Raw genomic sequence first — 21,084 nt, 5'->3', positions numbered from 1 at the left:
GCGCACCGGACGCCTAAGTTGGGGTAACAAGGGGACCCAGATGAGTAAATTTCTTAACGATATTGCAGGCCAACTTGCGGACATCCGCGCTGACGGCCTTTGGAAAACCGAGCGACTGATCACAACGCCGCAGGCAGGTCAAATTGGCGTGGCCGGTCGGGATATGATCAATCTTTGTGCCAATAATTATCTTGGTTTGGCTAACCATCCGACGCTGATTGAAGCGGCTAAAACGGCAATGGACACGCATGGGTATGGCATGGCGTCAGTACGTTTTATCTGCGGGACACAGGACTTGCATCGGCAGTTGGAGCAGCGGTTAGCAACGTTCCTCAACCATGACGACACAATTCTATTTGCCGCTTGTTTTGATGCAAATGCCGCCGTGTTCGAGCCGCTTTTGGACGCGCAGGACGCGATCATTTCCGATGCGCTTAACCATGCGTCAATCATTGACGGTATCAGATTGTGCAAGGCAAAACGCTACCGATACGCAAACGCCGATATGACCGATCTAGAGGCGCAGTTAAGCGCGGCCCGTGCAGACGGAGCACGTCATATCATGATCGCGACTGACGGCGTATTTAGCATGGACGGATATCTCGCACCGTTGGATGAAATCCGCGCTTTGGCTGACAAATACGATGCTCTTTTGATGGTCGACGACTGCCACGCGACAGGCTTCATGGGGCCAAAAGGGGCAGGTACACCTGCGCACTTCGGAATTACCGCCGACGTGCTGACCGGCACACTTGGCAAAGCTATGGGTGGGGCGATTGGTGGGTATATCGCAGGGCCGCAGCCCGTGATCGATCTGTTACGACAGCGCGCACGGCCTTATTTATTCTCGAACGCTTTACCGCCCGCAGTCGTTGCCGCAGGGCTAAAAGCGATTGATCTGGTCGAGGCGGGCGACGACCTGCGCCACCAGTTATTCGAAAACGCTGCTTATTGGCGCGCGGGTCTGATCGACGCGGGTTTTGATCTGCTTGATGGCGAACACCCGATTATTCCTGTGATGCTGTACGATGCAGACAAAGCACAGGCGCTCACCGCACGTTTATTCGAGCTGAACATCTACGTTTCAGGTTTCTTTTTCCCGGTTGTACCCAAGGGACAGGCACGGATCCGCACACAAATGAACGCGGCGCTGACCCGCGATGATCTGGACACCGCATTGACCGCTTTCAAACAGGCCGGCAAAGATACTGGAATACTGTCATGAGTAACGAAATGAAGGCTCTATCAAAAACAAAACCTGAGGTCGGTCTGTGGATGACCCGCGCGCCTGTGCCTGAAATCGGTCCCGATGACGTGCTGATCCGGATTAAAAAAACAGGCATCTGTGGCACCGATATCCACATTTGGAATTGGGACGCATGGGCGGCGGGAACGGTGCCTGTACCGATGATCACAGGTCACGAATTTGCCGGCGAAATCGTAGAGTTGGGACGGAATGTGACCGACTTGGAGATCGGCCAGCGATGTTCGGGCGAGGGGCACCTGATCAACAAAACCAGCCGCCAAAGCAGGGCAGGCAAATTCCATCTTGACCCCGGAACGCGCGGCATTGGCGTGAACGAGCAGGGCGCATTTGCTGAATACTTGCGGCTACCTGCTTTCAACGTGGTTCCACTTCCTGACGCGATTGATGATGAAATAGGGGCAATCCTTGATCCGCTTGGGAACGCTGTGCACACCGCACTTTCATTCGATTTGATCGGCGAAGACGTGCTGATCACTGGCGCGGGCCCCATCGGGATTATGGCCGCTGCTGTGGCGCGTCACGTCGGCGCGCGCCACGTGGTCGTCACTGATATTAATCAAGATCGGCTCGATCTCGCCGCTCGGGTGGCAGACGTAATTCCTGTCAACGTCACAACCCAAGACCTACGCGAAGTGACAAGTGGGCTTAAAATGAAACAGGGTTTTGACGTCGGTTTGGAAATGTCTGGCAGCCAACAGGCAATGGATCAGATGGTCGAAAATCTAGTGATGGGCGGCAAGATCGCGCTTTTAGGTATTCCACCGGGGAAAAGCCCTGTCGACTGGTCACATATCGTCTTCAAGGCAATCACAATCAAAGGCGTTTATGGCCGTGAAATTTTCGAGACGTGGTATAAAATGATCGCCATGCTAGAAAACGGCTTGGACGTGCGTGATGTCATTACGCATCGGTTCAAAGTTGATGATTTCCATGATGGTTTTGATGCCATGCTGTCGGGCGCGTCGGGCAAGGTTGTGCTGGATTGGACATAAGGGGCGAACGCCTACTCGCTGGGGTGTTACACAACTCTCCGCGACCTGACCGTTTGTGGCCGCGCTCGTCTCAGCTACGGTAACTCTTTAGCAACGGAGAAAGTGATGCTGCTGATTGCGAAAAACGTACAAAAAACCTACCAGACAGCTGATGGACCTTTTGCTGTTTTACGCGGTGTGGACCTGTCATTGGCAGGAGGTGAAACGCTTGCACTAACGGGCGAAAGTGGCAGCGGGAAAAGCACGCTTTTGCATTTGATCGGCGGTCTAGACGTGCCGGACAACGGGTCGATTAATATTGATGGCACAGACATTGCAGCGCTTGACGATACGGGGCGTGCAGCGATGCGGCGCGGTGTTGTCGGTGTGGTGTTTCAGCAGTTCAACCTGATCCCAAGCCTGCGAGTGCGCGAGAACATCACGTTTCAGGCGCGGCTTGCGGGGCGGCATGATCCCGATTGGGAGGCGGCACTCGCAGAGCGCCTAGGCCTCACCGCACAACTCGACAAGTACCCCGAACAACTCTCGGGCGGGCAGCAACAGCGGGTGGCAATCGCACGCACCCTAGCACCACGACCGCGGCTTGTGCTGGCAGACGAACCAACGGGCAACCTTGACGAGGCAACGGCCAGCACTGTGATGGACATCTTGCTTGCTTTGGCGGCCGAGACGGACGCAGGTCTTTTGATGGTCACACATTCCACAATATTGGCCGCGCGCATGGGGCGGCGACTACATTTGCGCGCAGGGCTTGTCGCATGACACGGGTCACATTTGCGGCGCTGTTCGGGCATTGGCGGCGCAATCCACTTCAGCTTTTCACGCTGCTCGCCGGTTTGGCCCTCGCCACAGCACTTTGGGCGGGTGTGCAGGCGATCAACGCAGAAGCACGGGCAAGCTATGACGCTGCCGCCGCGACCTTGGGCGAAGGGCAATTCGACAGACTGACCCGCCGCGACGCGCAACCAATTGCCCAAGACACCTATGTCGCATTGCGGCGCGGCGGCTGGCTCGTCAGTCCGGTCATAGAAGGGCGATTGGACGGCGTGCGGATCATCGGGGTCGACCCCCTAACCGCGCCAGGCCAGTTGGCACCCTCTACGATCACCGGCACTGGCGATTTTGTGGGCTTCATATCCGGGCAAATTTTCGCAGCGCCTGACGTGACATTAAATGGTGCAATCACCGACGCAACTCTTGCACCAGGCACCGCCATCGCCGATATCGGAACTGCGCAAAACCTGTTGAACCGCGTAGGCGAAATCGACATGCTGATCGTGGCTCCAGTGCAACCGATCACCCAAGCCAACCTGCAAGCACTCGCGCCAGATTTGCGCCTAAATGTGGCGCAGGCGGGCTCCGACATTGGCCGACTAACCGACAGCTTTCATTTGAACCTCACCGCCTTTGGGCTACTCTCTTTTGCCGTTGGAATTTTTATCGTGCATGGAGCAATCGGGCTGGCATTTGAACAAAGACGCGGCACCGTGCGAACCCTGCGTGCACTTGGGGTGCCACTAAGACTGATGGTGGTCCTTATGGCAATCGAACTCATGGGCTTCGCAATAATCGCAGGGTTCATCGGCATTGGGATGGGGTATCTGATTGCAGGTGCGCTGCTACCCGATGTTGCCGCAACCCTTAGCGGGCTTTACGGAGCAGAGGTCTCGGGCGCGCTGCAACTGCGACCTGTTTGGGTGCTGACGGGCATGGGGGTCGCCGTAGGTGGTACGGCTATCGCAGCAGGCGGCGCGCTTTGGAAACTCTCTAAAATGCCTCTACTGGAAACCGCCCAACCCCGCGCATTGGCCGTGGTCGCAGGGCGAGGCGCGAAACTACAAGCGTTCACATCCATCGGATTACTTGCTCTCGCAGGTCTGATTACACTCACAGGTGGGGGCGTTATCGCTGGCTTTGCGCTCCTTGGATCACTGCTTTTGGGGTCAGCTTTAGCACTCCCTATGCTGCTATCACTCGCGCTAAAATTTGTCAGCAACCGTGCAAAAGGCGTGATCACCAGTTGGTTCTGGGCCGATACGCGCCAGCAATTGCCGGGCTTATCACTCGCGCTTATGGCCCTTTTGCTAGCGATGGCCGCCAATATCGGAGTCTCTACAATGGTAAGCTCGTTCAGGCTAACCTTTGTCGGCTTCCTCGATCAACGTTTGACCTCCGAGCTCTATGTGACTGCCGACACGCCCGATCAAGCTGCGAAAGTCATTGCCTTTGCAGCATCTAACGCTGACGCCACCCTGCCGATCCTCACAACTCCCGTGACGATCAACGACCACCCGACCGAGCTTTATGGCAATCGCGATCACGCCACATACCGCGATAACTGGAAATTTCTTGATGCGACCCCCGCGCCTTGGGGCAGCGTCCATCAAAATGATGCGATCCTGATCAACGAGCAACTGGCGCGGCGCGCGAACTTGGGCATCGGCGACACCGTGACGATCAATAAAAACCCCTTCAAGATTGCGGGCATTTATGGCGATTACGGCAACCCGATTGGACAAGCGATCATCGACGAGACACATTTCCGAACACTTTACCCCGATGTGACCGCTGACAGGTTTGGCCTGCGCATGGCCCCGGAAAAAGTTGCGGATTTTGCAGCACAAATGACGCGCGAAACAGGCATCCCTGCTACAAACATGATCAACCAAGCAGGCATCAAAGCCTTCTCGCTAGGCGTGTTTGACCGCACCTTCACCGTCACCGCAGCCCTGAACATCCTCACACTTGCGGTGGCAGGGTTCGCCATATTGATGAGCTTGCTGACCCTGACCGCCATGCGGGTGCCGCAACTGGCACCAGCTTGGGCAATGGGACTGACGCGGCGCAGCTTGGGCGCATTAGAGCTGTCACGCACACTTTTGCTTGCGTTGTTCACGGCTCTACTCGCATTACCATTGGGGCTGGCGCTGGCTTGGGTTCTGCTCGCGGTGATTAATGTTGCAGCTTTCGGTTGGCGACTTCCGATGTATCTATTCCCCGCAGATTACGCACAACTTGGCGGCTTCGCGATCCTTGCGGCAACACTCGCAGCGCTCTGGCCCGCACTCCGGCTCGCACGCACCCCGCCTGCTGACCTTCTCAAGGTGTTTTCCAATGAGCGCTAAACTTGTCCTAATTCTTCTTTGGTTGCCCTGCGCCAGCCTTGCCCAAGGGTTCGCAGGATTAGGCAACGACGCCAAAGGATTTTCTATTCCTGAACGTGGCTACAGCTTTGATTTCCCCACCGACGAGGGCACGCATAACGACTACAAAATGGAATGGTGGTATCTCACGGCAAATCTGACCGACGCAGATGGAGTCGATTACGGCCTGCAATGGACACTGTTTCGCAGAGCTCTCGCCCCGGTCGCAGGCAGCGGATGGGGCGCACCGCAACTGTGGATGGGCCACGCCGCTGTAACCACACGAGACGCGCATTTTGTATCCGAACGACTAGGACGCGGCGGCATCGGCCAAGCGGGTGTCACGCCTGATCCCTTTACAGTATGGATCGACGACTGGACCTTCTCGAACACAACTCTCACTGCAACGGGTCCTGACTTTGGCTACACCATGAGTTTGGGGGGGCTGGGTCCAACTGTACTCCACGGTGACGCTGGGTACTCGATCAAATCGGGGTCAGGTCAGGCGTCCTACTACTACTCCAAACCCTTCATCGACATCAGCGGCATACTATCGCTCCCGCAAGGGGATATCGCGGTCACAGGCCAAGCATGGCTCGACCGCGAATGGTCGTCGCAGCCCTTGGCCGCGGATCAAACAGGCTGGGACTGGTTCTCGCTGTCTTTTGAAAGCGGAGCGAAACTGATGGGGTTCCAATTGCGCGGCGATGACACCTACACATCCGGCACATGGATAGAGGCAGACGGCACACCAACCTCGCTCGAGAATGGCGATTTCCAAGCAGAACCTTTAATCCGTACAATGGTCGCAGACAGACAAGTGCCAACAGTCTGGCGGGTCACACTCCCGCGCAAATCGCTCGACGTGACCGTGCGCGCAATGAACGATCTCGCATGGATGGACACCAGCGTCCCCTACTGGGAAGGACCCGTCAGCGTGACAGGCAGCCACATAGGGCGCGGCTACCTCGAAATGACCGGCTACTAACCTGCTTCACGCCTTGGTGAACCTGACCTAGAAGCGCTGGGCAGGCCCACACCCATCAGTTAAGTGTAGGGGATGATGCAAAGTACACTCCCCCTGACCCGAGATCTGGTGCTGCTTGGTGGCGGGCATACCCATGCGCTTGTACTACGCAAATGGGGGATGAATCCGCTTGCCGGTGCGCGATTGACTTTGATTAATCCTGGACCAACCGCACCCTATTCAGGGATGCTGCCGGGCTTTGTCGCGGGTCATTACGAGCGTGATGATCTGGATATTGATCTGGTGAAACTCTGCCGTTTTGCTGGTGCACGGCTGATCCTTGGCGCGGCGACTGGTGTAGACCGCGCGCGTGGTGTAGTGCATGTGCCAAACCGCCATGATGTCGCTTATGACGTGCTTAGCATCGACGTCGGCATCACCTCGACAATGCCCTCGCTCGACGGGTTCACAAAACATGCTGTCCCTGCAAAACCACTCGGCACATTTGCAACCCGATGGGACGCTTTTCGTGACAGCGGCGGGCGCGACGTTGCGGTCATTGGTGGCGGTGTTGCAGGTGCAGAGCTGGCCATGGCAATGCGGTTTTCCCTCGGCGCAAAGGCCAATGTAAGGCTTATTGATCGGGGCATTATCCTTAAAGATCTCGGCGAAACTGCGCAGCATAAAATCCGCAACGCGCTAATCACCTCAGGCGTCGAAATCATCGAAAACGCAACAGTTCAGTCGGTAGACGCCACAGGTGTGACCCTCGCGAGCGGGCGCAAAATCAAGGCGCAATTCGTGAACGGCGCTGCAGGGGCAAAACCACACGACTGGCAGGGACAAATCGGATTGGACATGCATGAAGGTTTCATCAAAGTGAACCGCGCCTTGCAATCCTCGGACCCTGCTATCTTCGCGGTCGGCGATTGCGCACACCTGACCGACAATCCGCGGCCCAAGGCAGGCGTCTACGCCGTGCGACAAGCGCCGATCCTCACCAATAATCTGCGTGCCGCTTTGTCGGGCGGAACGCTACGCGAATACATCCCGCAAAAAGACTATCTCAAACTAATCTCTATGGGAAAAAAACACGCACTGGCCGAACGGTTCGGCACCGCTTTTCAGGGACCACTTTTGTGGAAATGGAAAGATCACATCGATCAGAAATTCATGACCCAATTTCGAACGCTCCCCGAAATGCGGCAACCCAAACTGCCCACGCACATGGCCGATGGTGTGATCGAAGCGCTGGGCGATAAACCAATGTGCGGCGGTTGCGGAGCCAAAGTCGGACGCGGGGTATTGCGTGACGTGTTGGCTGATATGCCCAAAACCACCCGCACTGATATCGATAGCACTGCCGGGGATGACGCAGCAGTTTTGCGGACTGGCGGGCAGATCCAGATCCTGACAACAGACCACTTACGCAGCTTTACCAATGACGCCGTCATAATGACCCGCATCGCCGCGATCCACGCTCTTAGCGATGCATGGGCGATGGGCGCCGCCCCGCAAGCGGTCACCGCAAATCTGATCTTGCCGCGCATGTCGTCAGAATTGCAACGGCGCACACTCGCTGAAATCATGCAAACAGCCCACGAGGTTGTGACACAGGCGGGTGCCGCAATCGTTGGTGGCCACTCCTCGCTTGGCGACGAATTGACGATTGGTTTTTCAATCACTGGCCTGTGCGAAAAACCCCCGATCACCATCGCAGGCGCAAAAGCGGGCGACGTGATCATACTGACGAAACCCATCGGTAGCGGCGTGATTATGGCAGGCGAAATGGCAGGTCGTGCGCGCGGCGCTGATGTCGCAGCGGCAATTAATGTGATGACGATGGCCCAAGTCAAAGCCTCCGAAATCCTGACAGACGCACACGCGATGACCGATGTGACCGGTTTTGGTTTGGCAGGGCATATGAGCGGAATTTGCGAAGCCTCGGGCGTTGGGGCCACGATAACTGTCAATGCGATCCCGTTCATGCAAGGGGCTGTCGATCTGGCAGCCTCTGGCACGCGGTCCAGCCTGTTCAAAGATAACCGCGCCTGCGCAGGGCCCGTTTTTGGCGCAACGGGAGCAAGAGGTGATCTGTTGTTTGACCCACAAACCGCTGGCGGTCTGCTGGCTTGCGTTAGTCCCGCCACTGCGCACACCGTGCTTCGGGCGCTTATTGATGCTGGCTACCCCGCCGCAATCATTGGTGAAATCACCGCTGATGCGTCCAGCATAAAGGTTACTTGATTACCGCAAGTATCGCATCAGCCAATGCGTCCTGACCCGCATCGTCCAGCGTTTCCGACCTGATCTGCGCCAAGGTCGCGTGCGTATCATGCGCACGGGATTTAGCATATGCCGCATCGTAATGCTGTTCCATCAAAGCGGTGGCCAACGCGCGAAACTTGCCCGCTGCCAGCAAGGAAAGCCAATCCTCAACAACTGCATGTCCGCGAATATAACGTAGCGGGGCCAAACGATTTGCCAACTCTTTAGGATCAGCAATCACGTCGGCATATGCCGTTTCTAAGAACGCGGCACGGGCAGCGATAGGTGCAGAAATCATAATGCTCGGGGCGTTGATCATCGAATACCACACTTGCGGCGGCAGATTGATCTGCCCGATCTTGGAGCTTTCAGCTTCGACAATCACAGGGCGGTCAGGGTCAAGTTTTGATAGTGCCAACGCCAATGCCGTCTCGAATTTCTTTTGATTAGGCTGGCCGCCCTCGGTCGCGCCCAGCAGCGACCCGCGATGCCCCGCAAGCCCTTCAAGGTCCAAAACCTGCACGTCACGCGCCGCCAGTCGTGCCAAAATCGCGGTTTTTGCAGTGCCTGTATTCCCGTCCAACAAGATAAAGCGATGCGGCAGCGGCGTGTCATATAACGTTCGCTTCACCAACCTGCGCCACGCCATGTAGCCGCCATCAACAGTTTGCGCACGCCAGCCGATTTGCTGCATGATGATCGCAAACGATCCCGACCGTTGCCCGCCACGCCAGCAATACACCAGCGGACGCCAGCTTCCGTCAAAATTAGCCAAGGGCCCGTCAACATGATCGGCGACATTACGAGCGACCAATGCTGCGCCCATCTTGCGTGCCTCAAACGGGCTGACCTGTTTGTAAATCGTGCCAATATGCGCGCGCTGCTCATTCGACAACGCAGGCAGATTGATCGCGCCTGGTACATGGTCAATCGCAAATTCGGCAGGCGAGCGTACGTCAATCAAGGCGTCAAAACCGTGATCTAGCATCGTCTCCAGCGTATCAAATGTGACGGGCATCCTTAGGGAAGCACGGCAACGCGCCCCGCCTTTGTCAATGCCCAGCAATCGCCGCCTTCAAAAACCACGGGAACCAACGGGCGACCATAACCTGCACCACAATCAATATCGATCCGGTTGCCAAAATGTGTGGGTTCTTCAAGCGCCGTGTGCCCATGCACAACAAGGCGACCAAAATCGTGCCCCGTTTCCAAAAACCCGTCGCGGATCCACAAGAGATCTTCAACATCTTGATCTTCCAGCGCAACATTCGGGCGCAAACCCGCATGCACAAAAATCAGGTCTTCGGTAGCAATGGTCATCGGCAACGTCATAAGAAAATCAAGATGGGCCTGCGGCACAGCCTCGCGCGCTTCAATCGCAATCTTGTCATGTGAAATCATATCGCCATCGCGGGTATAATGCGTCAGCGTCTCAAATCCGTTCAGCGGATGCGCAAAATGCGGTTCGCCCAATACGCCGTAAGAGGCAAGCGTCGCAGCACCGCCAAGACGCGGATTCACCCATGAAATGTTGGATTTCACCTTGGGATCATGCTCGATAGCATCGTTAACATAATCGCAAAACATACGGTCGTGATTGCCCAACAAAAACGACCAATTCCGCCCTGCGGCCTTGCCCTCGATCAGCATGTTAATAACGCCAGCGCTGTCAGGGCCACGGTCCGTATAATCACCCGTGAACACGACATGCGCATCGGGCCCGCCATCTTGCGTGATTAACCCAAGCGCATGGTCCAGCATCGCTTTTTGTCCGTGAATGTCGCCGATTGCATAGATCATCCGTCTATCCTTTGCCTCTTTTGGCCAAGACATAACAGCTATGTAGGGTTGTGGAAGGGGGGATTGCGCATGGTCTGCGCGTTGTTGCCTTTTAGCAGGCAAGCGGCGCGCGACTAATCGCACGCCGCGTTTGCTTTAAACGTCGAACGTCAGCGGCTTCACCTGACGGAACATACCCGTATCGCAAAGCGTTTTGATGGCCGCGGCTGGCACAGGTTCGTCAACATACAGCAGAGCAATCGCCTCGCCCTTTGCTTCTGAGCGGCCAAGGGTAAAGTTCGCGATGTTGACGCCGTGACCACCCATCGACTGACCCAAGGTGCCGATGATGCCTGGAACGTCATCGTTGGTTGTGTACAGCATGTGCGCGCCAATTTCAGCGTCGACATTGATTCCCTTGATCTGGATAAACCGAGGCTTGCCGTCGCTAAACACAGTTCCCGCAACAGAGCGCTCGCGTTTGCCCGTCACAACTGTCACCTTCACATAGCCGTCAAACGAACCAGAGCGATCCTGCTTGGTTGTGGAAATCTGAATGCCACGCTCTTTTGCGATCACAGGCGCAGAAACCATATTGGTGTCAGGGTTCGCCTTTTTCATGATACCCGCAATCGTCGCGGCAGTGAGCGCCTTGAGGTTCATGTCCGATACAACACCGTCAAACAGAATGTTAATGGCTGTGATCGGCTCGTCGGTCATCTGGCCAGTGAAGTTGCCAAGGTGACCTGCAAGCTTTATCCATGGCCCCATGATCTTCGCTTCTTCCGCCGTGACAGACGGCATGTTCAGCGCGTTGGTCACGGCACCTGTCAGCAAATAATCAGACATTTGCTCAGCAACCTGCAAGGCCACATTTTCCTGCGCCTCAGTCGTGGCAGCACCAAGGTGCGGTGTGACAACGACATTTGGCAAGTTGAACAACGGGCTTTCAGTGGCAGGCTCAACTGCAAAAACATCAAAACCAGCACCGGCAACATGACCGGATTTCAACGCTGCGGCCAAGGCTTCCTCGTCAACCAAACCACCGCGGGCACAGTTGATGATACGCACGCCTTTTTTGGTCTTCGCAATATTTTCAGCCGACAGAATATTCGCCGTCTGATCGGTGTATGGCACATGCAACGTGATGAAATCAGCGTTGGCCAGCAACTCGTCCAGCTCGACTTTCTTCACACCCATTTGGTCGGCTTTTTCTTCACCAAGGTAAGGGTCGTAGGCCATGACTTTCATTTTCAACGCGCGGGCCCGGTCGCAAACGATGCCGCCGATATTGCCCGCACCGATCACGCCCAACGTCTTGCCTGTCAGCTCAACACCCATAAATTTGGATTTTTCCCATTTACCGGCATGTGTCGACTCGGAAGCTTCTGGAATTTGACGCGCAACCGCAAACATCATCGCAATCGCATGTTCCGCAGTCGTGATCATGTTACCAAAGGGGGTGTTCATCACGATGATACCAGCCTTGGATGCAGCCTCTTTATCGACGTTATCCGTGCCAATCCCTGCGCGGCCAATGACCTTCAGGTTCGTCGCCGCCTCAATCAGCTTTGCCGTGGCTTTGGTGGCCGAACGGATCGCAAGGCCGTCATAGTTGCCAATGATTGCGGCCAGCGCGTCTTTGTCCTTGCCAAGGTTCGGTTGAAAATCAACATCGATCCCTCGGTCGCGGAAAATTTGAACAGCAGCTTCGGAAAGGCTGTCAGAGATAAGTACTTTAGGTGCCATGAGTTTGGTCCTTTGATGTAAATAGGGGGCGGGCCAAGAGTTTAAGCTAAAACTCTTAAGACCCGAACTTTTTAGAAAATTCTGATTACGCTGCGAGTTCGGCTTCAAACGCCCATGTCAACCAAGGCAACATCGCCTCAACATCAGAGGTTTCAACCGTCGCACCGCACCAAATCCGCAAACCAGCAGGGGCATCGCGATACGCACCAATATCCAGCGCAATATTTTCGTCGGCAAGACGCTTAGCTACGCCTTTCGCAAACGCCGCACCGTCAGTGATCCGCTCATCAGTGAACTTCAGACAAACAGACGTGTTTGACCGTGTTGCCGGATCAACAGCAAGGTTGGCAATCCAAGGGTTCGCCGCACAGAAATTCCAAACAGCCGACGCATTGGCATTTGCGCGCATCTTCAACGCATCAAAGCCACCAATGGATTTCGCCCATTTCAGCGCCACAAGGTAATCTTCAACAGCCAACATCGACGGCGTGTTAATCGTTTCACCCTTGAAGATGCCCTCAATCAGCTTGCCGCCTTTGGTCATGCGGAAAATCTTTGGCATCGGCCATGCAGGTGTGTAGCTTTCCAATCGCTCAACTGCGCGTGGCGACAAGATCAACATGCCATGCGCCGCTTCGCCGCCCATAACTTTCTGCCAAGAGAATGTGGTGACGTCCAACTTGTCCCATGGTAAATCCTGCGCAAAAGCCGCAGATGTCGCATCACACAATGTCAGACCCTCGCGGTCGGCAGGGATCATATCGCCATTGGCCATACGCACACCGGACGTTGTGCCGTTCCATGTAAAGCAAACATCGTTGTCGTAATTCAACGTCGCCATATCCACGATGTGACCATAGTCAGCAATGTGGCTCGTCGCTTCAATCTTTAACTGCTTGACCACATCAGTGACCCAGCCTTCGCCAAAGCTTTCCCATGCAACCATCTGCACAGGGCGCTCGCCGAGCATTGACCACATCGCCATTTCAAAGGCACCCGTGTCAGAGGCAGGCACAATCCCAATGCGGTAATCCGCAGGGATATCCAAAATTTCGCGGGTCATATCGATGGCTTCGGCCAGCTTGGATTTACCAACAGCGGCACGATGCGAACGACCCAGCGGGGCGCCCTCTAAATCCGATAATTTCCATGTAGGGGGTTTGGCACAGGGGCCAGAAGAAAAACGCGCATTTGTTGGTCGCGCTGTAGGCTTAGTCATAACCATCACTGGTATCCTCGCAGATAAATGCCCTTCGTTGGGGAAGGGTGTCCCACTGCAACTCCTAGGCCGCTGCTTTTGCTTTCACAAGCCGCAAAATGACGCTAGACCGCCGCATAAGGTGCATTCTGCGAAGAACAATGCGCCTATCGGAAACTTGGCTCACAATACCCAGCTATGCCTACAAGGAGATTAAGACTTGTTTTACGTGACCATGTTGACCGACCCTTCTCGCCCCATTTTAGACCCGACCCTTGTTGAAAATTTGCGTAATGCATGGGGCGGCGGCGATGCTGTGTGGCTATCACTGGAAGAAGCAGCCGAATTTGCCGTGCAGATCAAGCCCGACAATATCGCGCAAGTCTGGGATGATTTACAGAAAACCGGAGTTGATCTGGTTGTGCTTCCCGCCGAAGGCCGCCGCAAAAGGATGCTACTCGCCGATATGGACAGCACCATGATCCGCCAGGAATGTATCGACGAACTGGCCGCAGAGGCAGGTGTTGGTAATCACGTGGCAGGTATCACTGCGCGAGCCATGAACGGCGAGTTGGACTTTGAAGCGGCATTGATTGAACGGGTCGGCCTGCTTGCCGGCCTTGATGTAGCTGTCATCGATCACGTTTTAAACACACGCATCACCCATATGCCGGGCGGCTATGAGCTTGTGCAAACAATGAAAGCAGCAGGCGGCTACGCGGCTTTAGTTTCAGGCGGCTTCACTGCCTTCACCACACGAGTCGCAACCGCGCTCGGCTTTGACGAAAGTCGCGCAAACACCCTCATCGCGACCGATGGCAAACTAACCGGGGATGTCGGCCGCCCCATCTTGGGGCGCGAAGCAAAAGTCACAGCCCTTGAAGAAATCACCAAACGCTTGGGCATCTCCGAAAATGACGTCATGGCTGTGGGCGACGGGGCGAATGACCTTGGCATGCTAACCCGCGCAGGCACAGGCGTCGCACTTCATGCAAAACCCGCTGTGCAAGCGCAATGCGATGTGTGCATCAACCACGGCGACCTGTCCGCGCTTCTGTTCATCCAAGGCTATGCTCGCTCCGAGTTTGTGACCTAAATGTTTGAAGTCACGTACGAAGTCCTCGCCCTGCTCATGGCCGCTGCTTTCATCGCAGGACTGGTCGACTCTATTGCAGGCGGCGGCGGGTTGATTACGTTGCCAATCCTGATCCTTGCGGGCGCGCCCCCCGTCACGGCCATCGCAACCAATAAGGTGCAGGGCGTCTTTGGCGCCGGCATGGCAGCATTGGCTTATGCGCGAGGCGGGCATGTCGATTTACGCAAACAAATCAAACCTGCATGCGTCGCATTTGTCGCGGCAGTTTTCGGCGCGCTTCTCACGTCCTACCTGCCAACAGACGTGATCCGCTTAGGTTTGCCGGTGCTGCTCATCGGCATCGCACTCTTCTTCGCCTTCAAACCGGGCCTCAACGATCTGGAGCGCACCGAACGGTTCACTCCTTTCGTCTTCTCCCTCACAATCGTGCCACTCGTCGCCTTCTACGACGGGCTGATCGGGCCTGGGGCAGGGGCGTTTTACATGATTGGGTTTGTGGCACTGGGCGGCTACGGGGTCCTTCGCGCAACAGCACATACCAAACTGCTCAACTTCGCCTCAAACGCAGGCGGCATCGCAACATACGCGCTAGTGGCACAGCCGTGGTGGGCCGTCGGTTTAGCAATGGGCATGGCGCAAATCGCAGGTGCTTGGGTCGGCTCCAAGCTCGCCATGCGGGTTGGCTCAAAACTGATCAAGCCCGTGTTGGTAACAGCCGCAACAGCACTTGCGCTGCGGCTCGTCTGGGACCTTTGGGCTTAGGCCTCTTGGGTCGGACCACCGGCAGTTTTCCAATCAGACAAACCGCCGACATTGGTCACATCAGTATAGCCCATATCCTTGAGCGTCTTACCCGCGAGCGCCGCTTGACCGCCAGCACCGCAAACAAGGTAATACTTGCCATCAGGTTTCATGAAATCCTTGTGGAACTGAGATGCAGGATCCGCCACGAACTCGATAAAGCCGCGGGCCACATGATGCGCACCACGAATTGTCCCCGACTTGGCAATATCGCTGCTATCGCGCACATCAATCCAAACGCCATCGTCCTTGCCATATAGGGCAACGGCTTGCTCGGAACTGATGCGTGGCACGGCGGCATTGGCCGCATCAAGATAATCTTTAGACGTTTTCATAGGTTTATCCTCTCATAGATCTCATTGGTTAGGCGACCAAACGATAGCCGCCCTGCTCTGTGACTAACAAACGGGCATTCGATGGATCCGCTTCGATCTTCTGGCGCAGGCGGTAAATATGGGTCTCTAGCGTGTGCGTCGTTACCCCCGCATTATAGCCCCAAACCTCATGCAGCAAAACATCACGCGGCACGACCGCATCTGTAGAACGATAAAGAAACTTCAAGATATTTGTCTCTTTCTCGGTCAAGCGTACCTTTTTGTCGTCCTCGGTGATCAGCATCTTCTGCGAAGGCCTGAACGTATAAGGCCCCATCTGAAAAACGGCATCCTCGGACTGCTCATGCGTGCGCAACTGACTGCGAATACGCGCCAATAAAACCGGAAACTTGAACGGCTTGGACACGTAATCGTTCGCGCCTGCGTCCAGCCCGTAAATCGTATCGGCATCGCTATCTTGCGCGGTCAGCATCACAATCGGACACTTCACACCTTGCTTACGCATCAGGCGGCACAGCTCTCGGCCATCGGTATCAGGCAAGCCCACATCAAGGATCATCAGATCGTAAAGCCCTTCTTTGGCCTTTACCATCGCGCTAGCCCCGTCGTCCGCCTCGAAAACATCAAAGTCCTCGGTCATCAATAACTGCTCGCCCAGCGCCTCGCGCAGATCATCGTCGTCATCGACAAGTAAAATTCTTTTGAGTTGTCCCATGACAGCCTCCTTTGCTACTGCATTATAGATGTGGTGAAGACACGGTTCGGACAAGTTGTCCGCACACAAATTCACACGCTCGTGTGAACTAAACGTCAATTGTTTCAATTTACGGCGGTCACGCCTATCAATAGGCAAGAAAAGGATCACTAATTCATGTCATTTGCCCCCGATGTTACAGAATGTCTTGCCCGCGCCCGCGCCGATCTACGTATGGGCGTGCCTGTTGTGCTTGTCGAAGGGGCTGTGATGCTCGCAGCCGAAACGCTTGATGCGGGGCGTTTGGCGCATTTGCGCGGTTTGGGCGGCGCCCCTGTTTTGGCCGTTACAGGCTGGCGCGCGCAAACATTAAAAACGCCCGCATATGACGGCGACGTAGCACGGATCACCTTGCCGCAAGACGCCACCTTAAAATGGATACGCGCCATTGCCGACCCCGCCGATGACTTGAACTCGCCAATGAAGGGGCCGTTTCGCATGCTGCGCGAAGGGTCCGCGGACCTGCACCGCGCCGCAATCGCCCTGACCAAAGCGGCGCGGCTTCTCCCCGCTGCTCTTCTCTTGCCGGTCGCCGATCCTGCCGCCTTCGCGGCTGAGCACAACCTGACGCTCATCTCCGCCGTCGCCGCGCGCGACACAGAGCTAAGTCCGCTGAACCCGATCATCTCGGCGCGCCTCCCGCTTGAGGTCTCCGAGGCAGGCCGCCTACACATCTTTCGCCCCGATGATGGCGCCGAAGAACACTATGCCGTCGAAATCGGCAACCCCGACCGCGCAACCCCTGTCCTGTCGCGCCTCCACTCCGCTTGCTTCACAGGCGACCTGCTCGGATCTCTTAAATGCGACTGCGGCCCACAGTTGCGCGGCGCTCTGGCACAAATGGGAACCGAGGGCTCAGGCGTCCTGCTCTATCTCAACCAAGAAGGACGCGGAATCGGCCTTGCCAACAAAATGCGCGCCTACTCCTTACAAGACCAAGGATTCGATACCGTCGAAGCAAACCACCGTCTGGGTTTTGATGACGATGAACGCGACTTCAGGATTGGCGCAGAGATCCTCAAATGCATGGGCTTCAACGCGGTGCGTCTACTCACCAACAACCCCGCCAAAGTGGCGCGTATGCAAGACGCAGGAATCACCGTGACCGAACGTGTCCCTCTCAAAGTCGGTGAAAACCCTCACAACCACGGCTATCTCGCGACCAAAGCTGCAAAATCAGGCCACCTGTTATGACCCCCGCCGATCTGGTCGTGACATCAACCCACGTGCGGTTCATGGGCCGAAAATTCCCGCGCACTATAGGGCGCGGCGGGCTGACAAACCGCAAAGCTGAAGGCGACGGAGCGACTCCGCGTGGCACCCACAACATCGTCGGCATGCTCTACCGCCCCGACCGTATGGCGCGCCCCGCTGACTGGGCCGTGCCTATCGTGAACGGTGATCTGTGGTCCGACGATGTGCGCGATCCCGACTACAACATGATGGTGCGCGCGCCGCACGCCTATAGCCACGAACGCCTGCGCCGCGCCGATCCAATGTATGATCTCGTGCTGATCACCGACTGGAATTGGCCTAACGCCGTCAAGGGGCGCGGCTCTGCGATTTTCATACATGCATGGCGGGGTAAGGGGCGGCCAACAGCAGGTTGCGTCGCCTTCCGCCCTGATCATCTGGCATGGATTGCGCCCCGAATTACCATCGGTAGCAAGGTTGTTATCGCATAGCGGCTGGACCTTTGACATCAATTCGGTGCAAACCCAGAGGGAATCCCGATGAAACACCAAGGCCCATTTATGACATCCGAACACATATCGACCCTGCCATACCGTCCCTGCGTTGGGATCATGTTGGTGAATACGCGCGGCCATGTCTTTGTGGGCCAGCGGATCGACCGCGACACCGACGCTTGGCAAATGCCGCAAGGTGGTGTCGACAAAGGCGAGAAAACCCGCGACGCCGCCTTGCGCGAGCTATGGGAGGAAACCGGCGTGACCGAAAAGCTGGTCACAATCGAGGCCGAAACCCGTGGGCTTATCCCTTACGATCTACCCGCCGATCTGGTCCCCAAAATCTGGGGCGGCAAGTATCGCGGGCAAGAACAGAAATGGTTCCTGATGCGCTTCCACGGTGCCGACGACCAAGTGAATATTGCCACCAAACATCCAGAGTTTTCCGAATGGAAATGGCTGCCCAAGGACCAGCTGGTCGCAAATATCGTGCCATTCAAACAGGAAGTCTACACCAAGGTCCTCGCCGAATTCGAGAGTAAACTATGAAGCGGATTGTCAGCGCGGCAATCAGCATCCTCTTTGCAGGGCAAGCCGCGGCCCTCAGTTGTCTACCACCAGACGCGGTGCAGACCTTCAATACCCTGTCCGCAGACGAGGCCAATTACTTCGTGCTCTATGGGGCCCTTGATTTCGACACCGAAAAGCAGCCGCAAGGCGTGGTCAATGAACCGCGCAACCCAGATCCCGTCCCTGCACGTTTCACGGGCAAAGGGCTGACAGAAACGGGTTTCGACAACGACTTCATCCGCGACGTCACACTGCAACCTCTCTGTGCTGGGCCGTGGTGCGGCAGCGCGGCTGCGCAGGTGCCATCGCTGATTTTCGCCAAAGTTGCAGGCGACAACATCATCATCGAGGTTTCGCCATGCGGCGGCACAATCTTCCCCGAACCCAGCCCCGCTACGCTTGAAAACATGACCGCTTGCATGGCGGGTACCTGCGTTTCAGCGGAGCCGCTCCAATAACGACACTGACGCAAAACCATCAGCAGGTAACCCCTGCGCCTGCTGATAGGCGCGAATAGCACGCCGCGTCGCAGGCCCGATCCTCCCGTCAATCCCTGCCGTATCATGGCCCGTCTGCGTCAGCCGCTCCTGCAATTCACGCCGCTCGGCGCGAAACAAAGTGCGCTCGCCCTCAGGCCACGCCATCTGCAACGGGCCCATCCCTGCAATGCGATCACCCAGATGCCCAACACTAATCATATAGGCCTCGGCGTTGTTATATCGCCCGATCACACCAAAATTGCCAAACACCAAAAACGCAGGACCACCCCCGCCCGTTGGGGTAATCAACGACGCCTCGCCATGATCAGGCACCGCCTTACCATTAACACCCAACACCCCGATCCGCGCCCACTGCGCCCCTGTCATAGCACGATCACCCGGTAAGAAATCAAACCCGTCAGGCAATCGAACCTCAACACCCCAGGGCTGGCCCAATTCCCAACCAAAACGGTTCATATAAGCGGCGGTCGAGGCCAGCGCGTCTGTAGGGTCATCCGACCAAATATCACGCCGTCCATCGCCAGTAAAATCCACGGCGTAGGCCTCAAACGACGTTGGGATAAACTGGGTATGACCCATCGCGCCCGCCCAGCTTCCGGACATCTGGTCTGCTTCAATATCACCCCGCTGCAAAATTTTTAGCGCCGCAATCAACTGCGCCTCAAAGAACCGGCCGCGCCGGCCGTCAAACGCTAGCGTTGCCAGCGTGCTGATTAACGGCACATCGCCGCGCTGCGCGCCATAATTGCTCTCCATTCCCCAGAACGCGATCAAAATATGTGGCTCAACACCGTATTCCGTCTCCAGCCGCGCTAACAAATCAGCATGAATGCGCAGCATTTCACGACCGTTCGCCACCCGCGCATCCGACGCAGCAGTCCCCATATATTCCGCCATAGGCTTGATAAACTCGGACTGATTGCGATCCCTGCGTACCGTCTCGGGCAGATATTCAACCCCCTCAAACGCCGCCTTGAATGTTGCCTCTCTAATCCCTTGGGCACGCGCTCGCGCCTGAAATCCTCTGACCCAAGCGTTAAAGCCGTCGGCATGCTCCTGCACCAAATCAGTCTGAGCAAAAGCTGCCCCGACGGGATTCATCCCCAGCAGAAGCACAACAGAAATGGCTTTGGCAATAAACATCAACGACACCCAAATATACTTAATGAAATACAGCATAACGGTAAATTATTTAGATAGGTCATCCCAATTTATCACACGCGATATTCCGCCTTGTCGAACGGTTTTGCCATCATGGCGGCAATCGCATCACGCAACATCGTGACACGGCGGGGGCGAAAACTGCTACCCGTCGGCTTAAAGCTCACGATCCGATCAAGCCGGAAAGCACGGTGATCTTGCCGCAAATGACACCACGCGATCAAAGCATTGTTATGCTCGAACCGGACAATCCCCAGCGGATCAATCTCGCGGTCCGTCGGTGTGCCGTTGGCATCACAATAGGAAATCGAAAGGGTCAATTCATCCCACGTTGCCCGCCGCAGCGCGCGCAGATCAATTGTCGTCGGCGTAGCCTTGCGGTAAGTGGCTACCGCTAGAACGGCGTGCTCCAACCTGTTTGCTTGGGCATGGGGCAGGCGGGCTTGCAACTTCGATAGCGCCGCCGCTGCCGCCGCAGCCAATGCATTATCGCCAATCGCCTGCACTTCGCGCAATCCTAACACCAATGCCTCGATTTCCTCGTCGTCAAACATCATCGGCGGCAGGGCGGCATCCTCGGTCAGGATGTAGCCATAGCCCGCCGTGCCATCAATAATCGCTCCCATCCCGCGCAGGCTTTCAATATCGCGGTATAGCGTGCGCAACGACACGCCGGTATCATCCGCCAACTGCCATGCAGTCACAGGCGGACGACGATTACGAAGCGCTTGCATCAGCGCAAAAAGGCGGTTTGTTCGTGTCATGGTTTGAAATCAAGCGATCATTGCTGACAATTTATGACAGTAGGCTGATTTA

20 protein-coding genes are annotated in these 21,084 nt (G+C 56.1%); 12 read left to right on the top strand and 8 right to left on the bottom strand.

Translation table 11 applies throughout. The features are described from left to right. Positions 1-40: 40 nt before the first annotated feature. The 6 genes from ACXLHR_RS13285 to selD all read left to right on the top strand — a co-directional run bounded on the left by ACXLHR_RS13285 (position 41) and on the right by selD (position 8,616). Positions 41-1,225, top strand: a complete 1,185-nt coding sequence (locus ACXLHR_RS13285) for a glycine C-acetyltransferase (protein ID WP_458791898.1) — start codon at positions 41-43, stop codon at positions 1,223-1,225. After that, the gene (gene tdh / locus ACXLHR_RS13280; protein WP_458791897.1) at positions 1,222-2,259 is read left to right on the top strand and encodes an L-threonine 3-dehydrogenase; all 1,038 of its coding nucleotides are present in this window, start codon (positions 1,222-1,224) and stop codon (positions 2,257-2,259) included. Before ACXLHR_RS13285 ends, tdh begins: the two co-directional genes overlap by 4 nt. 105 nt (positions 2,260-2,364) lie before the next feature. Continuing rightward, positions 2,365-3,021 carry an ABC transporter ATP-binding protein gene (locus ACXLHR_RS13275; RefSeq protein WP_458791896.1) on the top strand — a complete coding sequence of 219 codons (657 nt, stop codon included), beginning with the start codon at positions 2,365-2,367 and terminating at the stop codon, positions 3,019-3,021. Continuing rightward, a complete protein-coding gene (locus tag ACXLHR_RS13270; protein ID WP_458791895.1) occupies positions 3,018-5,384 on the top strand; it encodes an FtsX-like permease family protein in 2,367 nt (788 codons plus the stop codon). The genes ACXLHR_RS13275 and ACXLHR_RS13270 overlap by 4 nt, the downstream gene beginning before the upstream one ends. Beyond that, positions 5,374-6,390 carry a lipocalin-like domain-containing protein gene (locus ACXLHR_RS13265; protein ID WP_458791894.1) on the top strand — a complete coding sequence of 339 codons (1,017 nt, stop codon included), beginning with the start codon at positions 5,374-5,376 and terminating at the stop codon, positions 6,388-6,390. The genes ACXLHR_RS13270 and ACXLHR_RS13265 overlap by 11 nt, the downstream gene beginning before the upstream one ends. 72 nt (positions 6,391-6,462) lie before the next feature. Further along, complete coding sequence (selD, locus tag ACXLHR_RS13260; protein WP_458791893.1) at positions 6,463-8,616, top strand: selenide, water dikinase SelD; 2,154 nt, start codon at positions 6,463-6,465, stop codon at positions 8,614-8,616. Here selD and mnmH read toward each other — a convergent pair. The 4 genes from mnmH to ACXLHR_RS13240 all read right to left on the bottom strand — a co-directional run bounded on the left by mnmH (position 8,609) and on the right by ACXLHR_RS13240 (position 13,390). Beyond that, positions 8,609-9,655: a tRNA 2-selenouridine(34) synthase MnmH gene (mnmH, locus tag ACXLHR_RS13255; RefSeq protein WP_458791892.1), complete on the bottom strand. Its 1,047-nt coding sequence runs from the start codon at positions 9,653-9,655 to the stop codon at positions 8,609-8,611. The two genes, selD and mnmH, sit on opposite strands and share 8 nt — an antisense overlap. A 2-nt stretch (positions 9,656-9,657) precedes the next feature. Next, positions 9,658-10,437, bottom strand: coding sequence for a metallophosphoesterase family protein (locus tag ACXLHR_RS13250; RefSeq protein WP_458791891.1), 780 nt, complete (start codon positions 10,435-10,437; stop codon positions 9,658-9,660). A 135-nt stretch (positions 10,438-10,572) separates the two neighbouring features. After that, on the bottom strand, positions 10,573-12,165 hold the full coding sequence (gene serA, locus ACXLHR_RS13245) for a phosphoglycerate dehydrogenase (RefSeq protein WP_458791890.1): 1,593 nt from the start codon (positions 12,163-12,165) through the stop codon (positions 10,573-10,575). A gap of 85 nt (positions 12,166-12,250) precedes the next feature. Further along, positions 12,251-13,390: a phosphoserine transaminase gene (locus tag ACXLHR_RS13240; protein ID WP_458791889.1), complete on the bottom strand. Its 1,140-nt coding sequence runs from the start codon at positions 13,388-13,390 to the stop codon at positions 12,251-12,253. A gap of 208 nt (positions 13,391-13,598) precedes the next feature. On the opposite strand from ACXLHR_RS13240, the gene serB reads away from it, so the two are divergent. Both serB and ACXLHR_RS13230 read left to right on the top strand, forming a co-directional pair. Further along, complete coding sequence (serB, locus tag ACXLHR_RS13235) at positions 13,599-14,459, top strand: phosphoserine phosphatase SerB (RefSeq protein ID WP_458792551.1); 861 nt, start codon at positions 13,599-13,601, stop codon at positions 14,457-14,459. After that, positions 14,460-15,221 (top strand): TSUP family transporter, encoded by a 762-nt coding sequence (locus tag ACXLHR_RS13230; RefSeq protein ID WP_458791888.1) that lies wholly within the window; start codon positions 14,460-14,462, stop codon positions 15,219-15,221. Here the strand turns inward: ACXLHR_RS13230 and ACXLHR_RS13225 are convergent. Beyond that, entirely contained in the window at positions 15,218-15,595 is a 378-nt protein-coding gene (locus ACXLHR_RS13225; RefSeq protein ID WP_458791887.1) for a rhodanese-like domain-containing protein, read from the bottom strand. The two genes, ACXLHR_RS13230 and ACXLHR_RS13225, sit on opposite strands and share 4 nt — an antisense overlap. Before the next feature lie 28 nt (positions 15,596-15,623). After that, entirely contained in the window at positions 15,624-16,310 is a 687-nt protein-coding gene (locus tag ACXLHR_RS13220; protein ID WP_458791886.1) for a response regulator transcription factor, read from the bottom strand. Positions 16,311-16,466: 156 nt separating this feature from the next. On the opposite strand from ACXLHR_RS13220, the gene ribA reads away from it, so the two are divergent. The 4 genes from ribA to ACXLHR_RS13200 all read left to right on the top strand — a co-directional run bounded on the left by ribA (position 16,467) and on the right by ACXLHR_RS13200 (position 19,065). Continuing rightward, on the top strand, positions 16,467-17,543 hold the full coding sequence (ribA, locus tag ACXLHR_RS13215; RefSeq protein WP_458791885.1) for a GTP cyclohydrolase II: 1,077 nt from the start codon (positions 16,467-16,469) through the stop codon (positions 17,541-17,543). Then, a complete protein-coding gene (locus tag ACXLHR_RS13210; RefSeq protein ID WP_458791884.1) occupies positions 17,540-18,034 on the top strand; it encodes a L,D-transpeptidase family protein in 495 nt (164 codons plus the stop codon). The genes ribA and ACXLHR_RS13210 overlap by 4 nt, the downstream gene beginning before the upstream one ends. A 69-nt stretch (positions 18,035-18,103) precedes the next feature. Further along, positions 18,104-18,586: an RNA pyrophosphohydrolase gene (locus ACXLHR_RS13205; RefSeq protein WP_458791883.1), complete on the top strand. Its 483-nt coding sequence runs from the start codon at positions 18,104-18,106 to the stop codon at positions 18,584-18,586. Beyond that, a complete protein-coding gene (locus ACXLHR_RS13200; protein ID WP_458791882.1) occupies positions 18,583-19,065 on the top strand; it encodes a hypothetical protein in 483 nt (160 codons plus the stop codon). Before ACXLHR_RS13205 ends, ACXLHR_RS13200 begins: the two co-directional genes overlap by 4 nt. Here the strand turns inward: ACXLHR_RS13200 and ACXLHR_RS13195 are convergent. Together ACXLHR_RS13195 and ACXLHR_RS13190 are read right to left on the bottom strand one after the other, a co-directional pair. After that, entirely contained in the window at positions 19,045-20,286 is a 1,242-nt protein-coding gene (locus ACXLHR_RS13195; protein ID WP_458791881.1) for a lytic murein transglycosylase, read from the bottom strand. The two genes, ACXLHR_RS13200 and ACXLHR_RS13195, sit on opposite strands and share 21 nt — an antisense overlap. Positions 20,287-20,321: 35 nt before the next feature. Next, positions 20,322-21,032: a helix-turn-helix transcriptional regulator gene (locus ACXLHR_RS13190; RefSeq protein WP_458791880.1), complete on the bottom strand. Its 711-nt coding sequence runs from the start codon at positions 21,030-21,032 to the stop codon at positions 20,322-20,324. Positions 21,033-21,084 lie beyond the last annotated feature (52 nt).

The sequence above is a fragment of the Yoonia sp. MH D7 genome (genome assembly GCF_054439475.1).
Note: the sequence above shows the minus strand (reverse complement) of the source record. Positions and strands in the feature narration are given on the sequence as shown.